Annotated in this window: 12 protein-coding genes; 4 read left to right on the top strand and 8 right to left on the bottom strand. The window is 68.5% G+C overall.

Translation table 11 applies throughout. The annotated features are described in order from the left end of the window. Positions 1 to 129: 129 nt before the first annotated feature. From HPY32_RS29690 to HPY32_RS29680, 3 genes are read left to right on the top strand one after another with little or no spacing between them, the layout of a single operon-like run. On the top strand, positions 130 to 609 hold the full coding sequence (locus tag HPY32_RS29690; RefSeq protein WP_067577739.1) for a helix-turn-helix domain-containing protein: 480 nt from the start codon (positions 130 to 132) through the stop codon (positions 607 to 609). Next, the gene (locus HPY32_RS29685) at positions 602 to 907 is read left to right on the top strand and encodes a hypothetical protein (RefSeq protein WP_067577737.1); all 306 of its coding nucleotides are present in this window, start codon (positions 602 to 604) and stop codon (positions 905 to 907) included. Before HPY32_RS29690 ends, HPY32_RS29685 begins: the two co-directional genes overlap by 8 nt. A gap of 60 nt (positions 908 to 967) precedes the next feature. Further along, the gene (locus HPY32_RS29680) at positions 968 to 3,010 is read left to right on the top strand and encodes a recombinase family protein (protein ID WP_171983107.1); all 2,043 of its coding nucleotides are present in this window, start codon (positions 968 to 970) and stop codon (positions 3,008 to 3,010) included. Positions 3,011 to 3,037: 27 nt separating this feature from the next. Here the strand turns inward: HPY32_RS29680 and HPY32_RS29675 are convergent, their stop codons facing one another. Both HPY32_RS29675 and HPY32_RS29670 read right to left on the bottom strand, forming a co-directional pair. Continuing rightward, on the bottom strand, positions 3,038 to 3,799 hold the full coding sequence (locus tag HPY32_RS29675) for a DDE-type integrase/transposase/recombinase (protein ID WP_156673824.1): 762 nt from the start codon (positions 3,797 to 3,799) through the stop codon (positions 3,038 to 3,040). Positions 3,800 to 3,813: 14 nt separating this feature from the next. Continuing rightward, positions 3,814 to 4,158: a transposase gene (locus tag HPY32_RS29670; protein WP_171983106.1), complete on the bottom strand. Its 345-nt coding sequence runs from the start codon at positions 4,156 to 4,158 to the stop codon at positions 3,814 to 3,816. 179 nt (positions 4,159 to 4,337) lie between these two features. Between HPY32_RS29670 and HPY32_RS29665 the strand changes: the two genes are divergently transcribed. Next, positions 4,338 to 4,574: a hypothetical protein gene (locus HPY32_RS29665; RefSeq protein WP_156673823.1), complete on the top strand. Its 237-nt coding sequence runs from the start codon at positions 4,338 to 4,340 to the stop codon at positions 4,572 to 4,574. A 77-nt stretch (positions 4,575 to 4,651) separates the two neighbouring features. Here HPY32_RS29665 and HPY32_RS29660 read toward each other — a convergent pair whose 3' ends face one another. The 6 genes from HPY32_RS29660 to HPY32_RS29635 form a co-directional block, all read right to left on the bottom strand. Then, positions 4,652 to 5,614: an endonuclease/exonuclease/phosphatase family protein gene (locus HPY32_RS29660; RefSeq protein ID WP_156673822.1), complete on the bottom strand. Its 963-nt coding sequence runs from the start codon at positions 5,612 to 5,614 to the stop codon at positions 4,652 to 4,654. A 5-nt stretch (positions 5,615 to 5,619) separates the two neighbouring features. Then, the gene (locus HPY32_RS29655; RefSeq protein ID WP_067577731.1) at positions 5,620 to 7,347 is read right to left on the bottom strand and encodes a flavin-containing monooxygenase; all 1,728 of its coding nucleotides are present in this window, start codon (positions 7,345 to 7,347) and stop codon (positions 5,620 to 5,622) included. 98 nt (positions 7,348 to 7,445) lie between these two features. Then, a complete protein-coding gene (locus HPY32_RS29650) occupies positions 7,446 to 8,291 on the bottom strand; it encodes a DUF4913 domain-containing protein (RefSeq protein ID WP_067577729.1) in 846 nt (281 codons plus the stop codon). Continuing rightward, on the bottom strand, positions 8,288 to 10,147 hold the full coding sequence (locus HPY32_RS29645; protein ID WP_067577727.1) for a type IV secretory system conjugative DNA transfer family protein: 1,860 nt from the start codon (positions 10,145 to 10,147) through the stop codon (positions 8,288 to 8,290). Before HPY32_RS29645 ends, HPY32_RS29650 begins: the two co-directional genes overlap by 4 nt. A gap of 73 nt (positions 10,148 to 10,220) precedes the next feature. Next, positions 10,221 to 11,507, bottom strand: coding sequence for a hypothetical protein (locus HPY32_RS29640; protein WP_067577725.1), 1,287 nt, complete (start codon positions 11,505 to 11,507; stop codon positions 10,221 to 10,223). Beyond that, positions 11,504 to 12,286: a hypothetical protein gene (locus HPY32_RS29635; protein WP_067577723.1), complete on the bottom strand. Its 783-nt coding sequence runs from the start codon at positions 12,284 to 12,286 to the stop codon at positions 11,504 to 11,506. The genes HPY32_RS29640 and HPY32_RS29635 overlap by 4 nt, the downstream gene beginning before the upstream one ends. Between the last annotated feature and the right edge of the window lie 15 nt (positions 12,287 to 12,301).

Raw genomic sequence — 12,301 nt, 5'->3', positions numbered from 1 at the left:
TGCCGAGCATTCCAGATTGTCCTAATTTCAGTGCGCTGGACAGACTTTCACTGGTCAGTGTCTAGCTGTTGATCTCACATCGTTGTAATCTTCGGCGAAATCTATCGAACTGATTTCCGGAGAGATGGTATGGCGCAGCAGGGTTCGCCCACCGATCCCAAGGTCACCGAGTTGGCGGCGACACGGTGTTTGAATCCGCATCCCGAGGCGGTGACCGACGCGGGCTTCGCCGGCAGCGAGTTCTTCGATGCCCGCGACGTGGTGCAGGTCAAATACGAGATGGTGCGCCGTGTCCGCGTCGACGGGATCCCGGTGGCCGAGGCTGGCGCCGCGTTCGGGTATTCGCGGCAAACCGTGTATCAGGCGGCCGCCGCGCTGGATGCGTCCGGGCTGGAGGGCCTGGTGCCGGGAAAGCCCGGCCCGCGCGGCGGTCACAAGCTCACCGCGCAGGTCTGCGCCTTCGCCGAGGCGCAGTTGGCCGAGCACCCCGAATGGCGCGCGAAGGATCTGGTCGCCCCGATCCAGACGCGGTTCGGGGTGCGGGTGCATCCCCGCTCGATCGAACGCGCACTGACCCGATATCGGGACGGTCACTCCAAAAGTGGTTGAGCAACAACCCGATCCACCACAATCACTCCCGCAGCCGGAACCGAGGGCCGGTGGCCTGGATCCAGGCTACGAGCAACTGCGGCACGCCGCCGTTCACGCGCGCGCCGAGGCGTTCCCGCTCGGGTTCGCCATTCTGACCCGTCGCGGCGTGCTGGCCTGGCGGGCCGCGATCGGCCGAGCCGTCGACGCCTCGGCCGCGCCGAGGCCCGCACCAGTCGCCGCACTGGTGCGGTTGTCCGGGGTCGTCACCGCCGAGCTGGTCGACGCCCTCGCCGGTCTGGCACTCACAGGAACGTGAATCACGTTACTACCCAACTATTTTCGATTCCCACCGTCGGTGGGAGGAAGGATCGTGCTCGTGTTCGTCGACGCTGTCACGACGAAAGTGACCGCTACACACCTGAACAGAGCAGCCTTGCTCTATGTCCGCCAATCCACGCTCAAGCAGGTCATCCACAACTCCGAGTCCGCGCACCGGCAATACGACCTGCGCTCCCGGGCGATCGCGCTGGGCTGGCAAGCCGACCAGATCCAGGTCATCGACGTCGACCAGGGCCACTCCGGGGCCTCGGCGGCGGACCGGGAAGGATTCCAGCACCTGGTCGCCGAGGTGTCCCTCGGCCGCGCCGGGATCGTGCTCGGACTGGAATGCTCGCGGCTGGCCCGCAACTCCGCCGACTGGCACCAGCTGCTGGAACTGTGCGCCATGACCGGCACCCTGATCTGCGACGAGGACGGCCTCTACGACCCCAGAGAATTCAACGACAGGCTCGTACTCGGCATGAAAGGCCAAATGTCGGAAGCCGAGCTGCACTTCATCAAGGCCCGGCTGCGCGGCGGAGTGCTATCGAAAGCTCGTCGCGGCGAACTGATCACCCCGCTGCCGGTCGGACTCGTCTACGACGGCGCCGACCACGTCGTCCTCGACCCCGACCAGGCCGTGCAACACGCCCTGCGGCGCCTGTTCGACACCTTCGCCGCGACCGGATCGGCGACGGCATGCGTGAAGACGTTCCGGTCTGCGGGCCTGCAGTTTCCCTGGCGGCATCTCAAGGGCCCACGCAAGGGCGAGCTGGACTGGAAACCCCTGCAACACCACACCGTGCTGCGCGTGCTGCACAATCCTCGCTATGCCGGCGCGTTCACCTACGGACGCCACGGCCACGGCCCGGCAATCCACTCACGGGTGAAACTTCCTCGCGAGCAATGGATTTCGTTCATCCCCGACGTCCATCCCGGATATATCACCCTCACCGAGTTCGACCGCAACCAGACCCGGCTGGCCGCCAACGCCGCTGCCCACGGCCGCGACCGCACTGCCGGACCACCCCGCGAGGGCTTCGCCTTGCTGCAGGGCATGATCGTCTGCGGGCGGTGCGGCAAACGCATGACCGTGCGCTACCACCGCCGCCGCGGCCGCGATTTCCCCACCTACGTGTGTCAACGCGACGGCATCGAAAACGGCGAACCCGCCTGCGCGGTCATCCCCGGCGCCGACCTCGACACCCGTATCGGGCAACTGCTCATCGACACCCTCTCACCGCTGGCCGTCGAGGCCGCGCTGGCGGTGTCCGCCGAGCTCGACGCCCGCGCCGCCGACGCCGACCGCATGCGCGCCGCGGCCGTGCAACGCGCCCAATACCGCGCCGACCTCGCCCGCCGGCGTTACCTCGCCGTCGACCCCGCCAACCGGCTCGTCGCCGACAGTCTCGAAGCCGACTGGAACACCGCACTGCGGGAACTGCAAACCGCGCAACACGATTACGACACCGCCCACGACCGGCAGACCGGACAACTCACCGACGCCCAGCAAGCCCACATCCACCAGCTCGTCACCGACCTGCCCGCGATCTGGAACGACCCGAATACCCCGTCGCGGGAACGCAAACGCATCGCCCGCCTGCTCCTCACCGACGTCACCGTCTCCCGCGACTCCGACACCATTACCGCCCACCTCCGCTTCCCCGCCGGCCAGCACGAAACACTGACCATCCCCGTTCCCAAGACCGGGCCCGAGGCCCGCCGCACCCCCGCCGAGATCGTCTCCCTCATCGACGAACTACTCGACCACCACGTCAGCGGCGAGGTCGCCGACATCCTCAACCAGCGCGGACTGCACTCCGGGACCGGAGAACCATTCCACCGCTCGATCATCGACCACATCATCCGCGCCTACCACCTACGCACCCGACGCCGACGATTCCGCGACCAAGGCTGGCTCACCCCCACCGAAATGGCCGAGGGCCTCGGCATCGCCATCCCCACGCTGAACACCTGGCGCCGGGCCGGACTTGTCACCGCCGTGCGCTACAACGACAAAGGCGAATCCCTCTACCAGCCACCCGACCCCGACAACCCACCCGAACGCCCCCACATCGGCCGACCACCGAAAACCACCTGACCAGCAACAACACAAACCACATTCGAATCATGCGAAAGAGGTGCAGTATGCAACCACCGGTTTGGTCTGGGGCGACCGCACGCGGGTGCGGACATGCCGCAGCAGCGGGTCCGGTCCGGCGAACGCGGTCGCGAACACCTCACCCCGGAAGCACGGCCCGTTGTCGGAGACCACCGCGATCGGGGCCGGGGCCACCCCGATCACGTCCCCGGCCGGGCCGAGGACATCGGCATCGCCGCGATCGGACCGCAGATCATCCAGCCCGAGGACCCGCTCGGCCTCGGCCACCGCCTTCTTCAGGCAAGCCAACGCGTCGATGCCGCGGGCGGTCGGGGTGACTGTCACCGCCAAGCAGTACTTGGTCACGTAGTCGATCACCGCGCAGATCCGCCAGATCCCGCCACCGGTGGTCTCGAACTCGCTGAAATCGGTCTGCCACACCCGATTACGATGCGTGGGCGGATCCCGGAACACCTTGCGCCGCAACACCGCCCACGACTTGCGGTCGGCGCGATATCCGCGCGGCAACAGCAGGCCACGTCGACGCAGCGCCCGCTCCACCGTGGAGGTCGACACCTCGTAACCGTCGGCGCGCATCAATGCGGCGATCTTGCGATGCCCCCACGCAGGCCATTCCTCGGCATACTTGGCCGCGATCGGCTCGAACCGCTCCACCTTCGGCGACGGCCACGGCCCGCACGGCGGCGCACCGTCTCGCAAGCGAGCCCGCCGTCGGCGGTAGGTGCGTTCGGGGATACCGGCCAGCCGAGCGAACCTCGAAACCGGCACCCCTTCTGCCGTTCTCAGGGCTTCGAGGTCAGCGAAGGGACCTGATCCACCAGAGCGGCACCGTGCTGCCAGATCCGCAACTGCACCGTCGCCTCCGCCAACGCCAGCTTCAACTGCTCGTTCTCCATCCGCAACCGCCGCTGCTCCGGCGTGCCCTGCGCACCCGCCGGACCGCTCGGACGATCCTCCAGCGCCTTGGTACCGGCATCCAGGAACGCCTGCTTCCACTTGCCGACCGCCATCGGACTCACACCACGCCGCCGAGCGGCCTCCGACGCACTGACCTCACCGGTCAGCACCGACAACACCACGCGGACCTTGTCCTCGACCGGAATCTTCGAACGCTGCGATCTCGCCACCGCGCATCTCCCTCCTGATCTTGTGCGCTCGGAGCGTAAACCGAGCGACCCTGCCAGGAAGTTTGACGCACTAGACCGATAGTATGGCGAACATGTGTTCGAACGACCGTGTGGAAGGGTGGACACCACCGATTATCGATGCTCACCGCGGAATCACGGCTGGGCCCAAACCGGTCTGGGTGCGGCTTGATGCCTTGTATGTGCGCCCGCCCGCGCTGCCGACTCGGTTCAATGGGGCCGGGATCGACATGACCGGCGAGGTCAGGGGCATGCTTCGTGAGTGGGTGCCGACCGCCGATGGAGGCTGGGTGGGGATCGTCAACTTCGACGTCCCCTACGTCGACGGCCGCGACCGTCCCCGCCCCGCGCGAGATCAACTGGTCCCGAGCTACGCGTTGCGTCTCCGCGAGGAATAGGCCCAAGACCTCAGCCTCCCCGCAACGGTCGACGTCGCCGAGGCCCGGTGATACCGAACGATCCGATCGAGTCCCAGTCACCGACGCGTGCGAGAGCCGCTCGGCAGGTAGGTGGCGATGACCGGGAGGTGGTCGCTGGCGTCCAACGCCGTGGGAGAGCCGATGACCTCGAACCCGCAGACGGCCGGTGCGAGGTCGCGGGTGACGCGGATCGCGTCGAGGCGGCGGGGTGGGTAGGGATCGTGGGGCCCGTGGCCTGTGGTCGCTGTCCATGGGTGGTCGACCAGTACGGCGGTGTCGGCGAGTCCGGCGGCGAGTACTTCGCCGGCGCTGCGGTCGGCCCACCACCGGTGCTGGCGTTCGTGGGGCAGGTAGTGGTCGCGGGATTCCCATTGGCACTGGTGGATGAACTCCGCAGACCACTGCGGCGGTGTGAACGATCCGTCTGGCGGGTGGAGGAAGGGGTCGTGGTCGTAGCGGATGTAGCGGGTCCGTTCGTCTTCCGGGTACGGCGTCGGTGCCATGGGGTCGACGCGGAGCAGTCTCATATCGGCAAGGACGCAGTTCCAGTCCGCGCCGATGAACCCGCCCGGAGTTCCTGGTGGCCGGGTCATGGTCGCGACGACCTGCTCGATCTCGCAGGTGCGCTGGGCTCGACCGAACGGGGTCGCGTGGAAACTGGCGTGGGTGACGAGGGTGTTGTCGCCGATGTCGAGGACGACGCTACCCATCGCATGCCACAACGGGGTGTTCCAGCTGTTCCAGTGGACCGGGTCGAGGCCGGGACGCCAGAGCACGGCGACGTGATGGGTGTGGCTGCCCACGGCCATGGTCACCTGTCCGTCGGGCATCTGGCAGCACAGCCCGGTCGCGTCGGCCAGTTCCCGGACGAGCTGTCGGGCGCGTAGCCCGCGGGTTGTTCCGTCGGCCCAGATTTCTTGTACCGCAAGGACATCGGGTGCCGCAGCGCGGATCACGTCATGGATCAGTGGCCGCCGCGCCTGCTGCTTGCCGTAGTCGCACAGGTTGTAGCTCATCATGCGGATCACCATGGCGTCGCGCCTCGACGCTGCTGTCGATCCCGTCGGCTGCGGTCCCGCTGCCGAGAATGCCCGCTGTCGGTACGCGTCCGTCTCGGTCGTAGACGGCCTCGTCCGGGTGCGCGTGTCGCCCCCGTACGGTCCGGATGGCGGCGGCCGTCGGTTTCGGCTCTGGGCTGGGATGTTCGTGATGTGGGCCGGAGGGGACGAGGGGTCGGCGGCGCGGGGGTGGGCGCGAAGGTCGGGTCGAATGCTGAGGCCGGGTGGTGGTCGAGCATGCGGGTGAAGGTGCGGGCGTCGGCGGGCCAGGGGTTGGTGACGCGCCCGCTGGGGTGGGTGTACCAGTTGGGAACCGATGCGGGCCAGACGGTGCCGGTGAGGGCGGTGTCGAGCCAGCGTTGATAGCGACGCATGGCGTGGCCGCTGACCTCGATGGCGGACGCGCCGATTTCCGCGCGCCAGCGCAGACACTTCACGATGAAGGCGATCTGGGCTTCCTTCATGCCCGGGTTGCTGCCCGCCGAGTTGAACGCGTTGGGACCGGCGATCAGGAAAAGGTTCGGGTAGCCGGGGACAGCCAGCCCCAGATACGCCTGGGCTCCAGATGCCCATTGCTGCTGCAGGATTCGCCCGCCTCGCCCCCGCACGGTCATGGGGTGCAGGAATTGCGGTGCGCGGAAGCCGGTGGCGTACACGATGACATCGACCTCGCGGTGGGCGCCGTCGACGGTTTGGATCCCGGTGGCGGTGATCTGCGTGATGGGAGCGGTGACCAGTTCCACGCTCTCGCGGCGCAAGGCCGCGAACCAGTGGCTGTCGAAGACGATGCGTTTGGCGCCGATCGGGTAGTCCGGTGTCAGGGCCGCCCTCAGTGCCGGGTCCGGGATGCTGTGCCGTAGGTAGGCTTTCGCGACCAGTTCCGCGGGGCGCGCCGACCAGCCCCGCCGCATGATGGGCGACAGCACCAGATCGGCGCCGCGCGACAGCGCCTGCCGGTACAGCCGGTGCGCGCCGGGTAGCCGCAGCGCCCGCCGAGTGATCGGCCCGAAGTCGGCGGCGGGTTTCGGTAGCACCCAGTGCGGTGTCCGCTGGAACACCGCCACCCTGCCCGCTTGCGTCGCGACCCGCGGAACCAATTGCGCCGCACTGGATCCAGTACCGATCACCGCGATCGCCCGACCACGCAGGCCCTGGCCGTGATCCCAGGCAGCCGAATGAAAAGCCGCACCTTCGAACCGGTCTCGTCCGGGGATGTCGGGAATATGGGGCCGGTGTAGTTGTCCGACGGCGAACACCACCACCTCGGCGCGGATCCGCTCCCCTGCCCTCGTGGTGAGTTCCCAGCAGGCCGAGTCGGCGTGCCAGGTGACGGTGGTGATGGGGGTCGAGGTCCGCAGGTGCGGGTACAGGTGGTGATCGACCGCGACCTGCCGCAGGTAGGAAAGGATCTGTGCCTGGCCCGGATACCGGCAGTGTCGGTCCTGGTAGGGCGCGAACGAGAAGCTGTACAGGTGCGAGGGGACATCACACGCGCACCCGGGGTAGGTGTTGTCGCGCCAGACTCCGCCCAGGTCGTCGGCTTCCTCGACGATGAGGTAGTCGCTGAAGCCAGCGCGTTGCAGGGCGACGGCCATGCCGAGGCCGCCGATCCCGGCCCCGATGATCACCACCGAAACACTGGCCGGGACATCGGCATCGGCGGTTCGGGCTGAGTCCGAGATCGCGAGGGACATAGGATTTCTACTCCTTGTTCTGTCGCTGCGGCGCGGATTCCCGTGCGGCACACGGTCTTCCACCTCTGGCAGACACGGGGTCCAGGCAGCGAGGTTGGTCAGGTGCGGGCGCGCAAGGCGCGGAAATCGGGGCCGAAGCCGAGTTCGTCGACCGGCACGTTGGCGATGCCGAACCAGTTCGGGGCGACCGTGCTGGTGGGCAGGCCGGGCAGGGGGATGTGGCGGTCGGGGGTGCAGCGGTGCAGGGGACCGCGGGCGGCGTCGAGGATGACCCGCATATGCGGGTCGATATGGGCGACGAACAGTGTGGACATCGCGGTCAGGTCGTCGGCCTGCAAGGCCGCCTCGAACACGGCGTGCACGGTGGCGAATCGGATGCAGACGCCGTGGTGGTCCCACCATCGCCGACACCACGTGTATTGGCCCTCGCGCTGGTGCCCGCTGATGCGGACCGCGGTGACCGGCAGCAGCCAGTCGGTCACGAACTGCGAATAGTGCCCGAACCGCCGTTTCGGTGTCTCCTCACCGGGTTTGGGCGTCGCGGTCGCGGCGGGTCCGAACCAACCCGGGGGGATCGGGGCGCTGCTCAGCGCTGGGACGGCGACGTGGGTGGTGCGGGTGCAGCGGTGCAGGGGCCCGTTGGCGGCGTCGAGGATCCACCGCATGTGCGCGTCGATGTGGCTGAGCAGGTAGGTCGAGACCGCGCTGCCGCTGCGGCGGCGGACCGCTTCGAACGCGCGGTGCAAATGCGCGATCCGCACCGCCACCGCCCGGTGGCGCCACCAGTCCACACACCAGGTGTCGGTCTGCTCCCGGCCCGCTTCCGCCAGACGCACATTCACGAACGGGAACAACCACTTCTCGCCGAACTCCACGAAGTTCGGATAGGCCGGCGGGATCGGCTGCTTCTTCCCGCCGCTCCCTGCGGTGGCCGGGCCGGTCATAACTCGACGCCTTCACCGCCGGGGGCACCACCGGATCCGGTCCGCGGCGCGGGTGCGGCGACACCGCTGTCGCTGAACAGGGCCAGCGACTGCTCCACGACCGGCGCGATGGGCAGGTCCCACCAGGGGACCTTCTCGATCAGCAACGGTTCGTGTCCGGGTAGCCGGATCAGCGCCCGGTCCGGCGGCAGCGCACCGAGTTTGGCCACGTTGAGGATCGGCTCGGCTCGCCAGCTGAGCGTTTTCTGCGCGCCGCCGGGTCCGGTGGTGCGGGTGCGGTCGGCGACATCGTGCTCGTCGATCAACTTGGCCCACCCCTCGAGGTAGTCGGGGATGGCGATATTGCCGCCGTAGATTTCGATGGACTGGGCGCGCATGGTCGCTAAACCCCGGGCACCCCACAGCTCCTCGGCCTGTTCGAGGACCTGCACGATGGTCATCAGGATCAGCCCGCACCCGGCGCAGTAGGTGTAGTACTCGGGCAGTTGACCGATCCGGGCGCAGTTGGCGGCCTCGTCGAGCACCGCCAGCAGCGGCACCGCCAGCCGCCCCGCCACCCGGGCGCGGGCCTGTTCGAGTCCGGCGTCGATGATCTGCGCGATCACCGCCGCCGTCAACGGGGACGCACTGTCGGGGCCGGTCATCGACAACGCGTACAAGGTGTCGGTCGAGCCCACGAATGCCGCGATGTCGAGTTCCGGGAGATTGTGGACGGTCTCACCCGGTGCCGCGTCGATGACGATCTTGCCTTCGTCTGCTTCGTAGGCGGTGAGGCGTTTGCGGGTCGGTGGGGTGACCATCCGCGCGTACTCCTCATCGGACAACACGTTCAAAAACCGCCTGGCCATGTCGTACAAGCCGTCTCGCTGCCTGGCGTAGAGGTTCTGCGCTTCGAGGATCCGCTCGGCCGCGCGGTGACGCCGATGGTGGCGCAGGATCAGCGCCGCCGTCTGGTCCTGGTCGTGGGACAGCCATTCCGAAACATGGACCAGATCGCCTTCGGCCAACGCGGCAGCGAACATGTACAGCGCCAGCAGTTCCTGGGCCCCACCGTCGAAATAGCTGTCCACCTTCGCATTTGCCTGCTGAGCGGCGGTGCCCCCAGTCGCCGACACGAACACTTCGGCCAGTCGCCGCGCTTTGGGCAGGCTGGGGGTGCGTTTGAGCAAGTTCAACCAGAATCCGAGCTGCGGTTTCCCGGTGACAGCTTGCAGATCACACAGCCACACCCGGCCCGCATCGCTTCGTCCGCCGACGGTGTGCCGGTACAGGTCGGGCTTGTTCGAGGTCGCCAGCACCGGCCCCCATGCCGACAATACGGCCGGGATCGCCCACGCGGTGGTTTTCCCGGTGCGTTGCCCGGCCGACACGAACACCGATTGTTCGGCGGTAACGAACAACTCGACCCCACCGAGGACCGTGCGCCCCAGCGGCGGGCCACTCAACTGCCGCACCGCTGCGGGCGCGTCGGCCAGTAGCCGGGCCGCTGCCGCCGCGTTGTCTCGGCCCCGCGCCATGGTGATCGTGCGTGGGGATGCCATGGTGCGGGCCGCGGCGTCGATCCCCCGTGACCGCGGCCACCGCCGCCACATCGGGATCCCCACTCCCGTTGCGGCAGCGGCGATCCCGGCACCGATCAGGCTGGACTGCCACGGCCACCGGTGCCGCCCCAGAATCACGCCCAGCAGCGCCCCGACCGGGTGCCTGTCCACCGGCAGCCCCGCCCACCAACTACCCAGGCTCAGCGCAACCCAGGCGGCCAGCGCGAACGCGACCCCGGCGAGGAAGATGATCAGCAGCCAGGTCTCCTCACCGAGCCCGCCCGTGCTGCGGCGGCGGGTTTCTCGCGGCGACATCACCGCCTCACCCCCGGCGACCCTGTGCACGAATCTGGGGATCGTTGTGGATAAAGGTGTGTGCCACCGGTTTTCATAACTCCACCCCCGGCTCTGCACCCGGCACCGGCCGCGACGGGGCGGGGTTCGGGGCGGGGTCGTGCACGCCACCGCCACCGTCGGGAAACACGGTGTCGACCGCGTCGCTGATCCGCTGCCCGCCAAAGCCAGCGATGACGCCCTGTTCGGGCGCGAACCCCGCAGCGATACCGGTTGCCGCTCTGGGCGATTCGGACGGTTCGACGGACCGAGGCTGGTCGCCGGGGTAGTGCAGGTCGGGGTGCTGGTCCGGTTGGGTTATCCGGCCCAATCGTGGGTCGGCGGGCTCGGTCGCCCAGGACACGCCCTGATAGCCGTGTGCTGTGGCACGGTCCACGACCTCCGGTGCCACTCCGGCGCGCACTGCCTCCGCGCGCGCGTTCCTGAGCTCGCTGTCCACCCCGGCCAGCTCCTCGATAAGTTCCCGGTCCGCATCCGGATCGACGCCCGGGTCTGCGAATCCCGTGGTGCGGTCGCTGTGGTAGGCCGCCAGCTCCTGGACCTTGCTCAGCAGCTCGACATGCAGCAGATCCCTGGCCGTAGCGGCGGCATCGGGGCGGTCCAGGATGTCAGGCGTGTGCTGTGTCGGCACCAGGACGTGGGGTTCGGGGGGAGTCTGCGTTTGCGGTGCGGCGTGCACCGGGACGATCACGCCGTCGACGACCGCCGCGGCATTCGCTTCAGCCATCGGCTCCCCTGCCACCGGATTGTGCGGCCCGCCCAGAGTCCGCCAGACCGCGGACCGTCCGTCCTGGCTAGGACCGGCCTGGGGCATTCGCTCGGCATCGGCGGCGCGGCGTGCGATCACGTCGAGATCGGCTTCGAGGAGCCGCTGCGATCGTTCGGTGGCGGCGATCTCGGTAGTGGCGTGCCCGGTCAGCTGCCGGGCGTGCTGCACGGTCCGCCACTGGTCCTCCGGCATCTGGGGATCTCCGGCGGCGCGGCGGCGTTCGGCCTCGGCGAACGCCGCCCGGGTGTCGTTCGGGTCCCGCGCCCACGCACCTACTGCGCGTTCGGAGTCGGTCCACATCCACCGGTAGTGCTGCTGCTCGTGACCGGTCCACTTGCTGACCAGCTGCCCGGCCAGTCGATCGAATTCGTGTGCCTTCTCCGCATCGGCGGTCTGGTTCAGGTAGTTGGCCGACCGGTGCAGAGAGCGGGCGGACTGGGTCAGGTAGTGGTACTGGGCGAAATCGGCGCGCAGCTCGCGTTCGGTCGGGTCGGGCGTGTCGGTGTACCAGGCGGGATCGGTGAGCCCGCTGCGCTCCTCGGGCCAGCTCACGGCTCGACCTCGGGTCCTGATTGCTCCCGATCCCCGGCTGCCGCGTCCTCGGCACCGACCTCGGGCGCTTCCCACCGCAGGGCCGGATCAGGGGTGACCGCGGTGTCGACGGCGTCGGTGATCACTGCTCCGGTGCGCAGGTTCTCCGCTGGCCGGGACGTCACCGGTTGGTGGCCGTGTCGGCCGGGACGGATGCGCGGACGGCGCAGGTCCTCGATCTGCTCGCGGAGCTGCTCGACGAGATGTCCTACCCGCACCGGGCGCTCTCGACCGGCTACCTGAGCGGCGTTATCCGTCGGCGCGCTCGCAGCCGGGGTGGTGAGTTGTTCGATCCGTCCCAGTAGCGGGTGCGAGGGCCGCGCCACCCATGGCACCCCCGCCGACCCGAGTGCTTCGGCGGCGAGGATGTCGGCCGCGTCCAGCCCTGCCCGCTCGGCGGCCCGGCGCGCGTTGTCCAGCGCATCCGACACAGCGCGGCGGCGATCGAGGTGATCGTAGTCGAGGGGTATCCCGGCGACGAGTCCGGACCGGATCGCTGCCAGGTTCTGCACCTCGCGCAGGCACGCGGCTTGGCTGGCGTGCTGGGCGGCGTCGGTCTCGTAGGAGTAGAGAATGGGCCCGTCGCGCAATGCCGGTGGGACCGTCCGGCGATAGGTCTCGGCGATCCACTGCGCAGCGGTGTCTGCGGCGCTGGGTACCTGTCGCGCGCTCGATTCGGTGACCGGGTGCCGATCGAACGCGGCATGAGGGGTGGGATTGTCAAAGATGTTCTCGGACATCGTGCCTCAGCAATC

This window comes from Nocardia terpenica (genome assembly GCF_013186535.1).
GTDB classification, from domain to species: Bacteria; Actinomycetota; Actinomycetes; order Mycobacteriales; family Mycobacteriaceae; genus Nocardia; species Nocardia terpenica.
Note: the sequence above shows the minus strand (reverse complement) of the source record. Positions and strands in the feature narration are given on the sequence as shown.

Bases quoted from the DNA above. Each gene is read 5' to 3' on its own strand.
- HPY32_RS29690 (WP_067577739.1), top strand. From the start codon at position 130: ATGGCGCAGCAGGGTTCGCCCACCGATCCCAAGGTCACCGAGTTGGCG.
- HPY32_RS29635 (WP_067577723.1), bottom strand. From the start codon at position 12,286: ATGTCCGAGAACATCTTTGACAATCCCACCCCTCATGCCGCGTTCGAT.
- HPY32_RS29655 (WP_067577731.1), bottom strand. From the start codon at position 7,347: ATGTCCCTCGCGATCTCGGACTCAGCCCGAACCGCCGATGCCGATGTC.
- HPY32_RS29645 (WP_067577727.1), bottom strand. From the start codon at position 10,147: ATGTCGCCGCGAGAAACCCGCCGCCGCAGCACGGGCGGGCTCGGTGAG.
- HPY32_RS29660 (WP_156673822.1), bottom strand. From the start codon at position 5,614: ATGATGAGCTACAACCTGTGCGACTACGGCAAGCAGCAGGCGCGGCGG.
- HPY32_RS29650 (WP_067577729.1), bottom strand. From the start codon at position 8,291: ATGACCGGCCCGGCCACCGCAGGGAGCGGCGGGAAGAAGCAGCCGATC.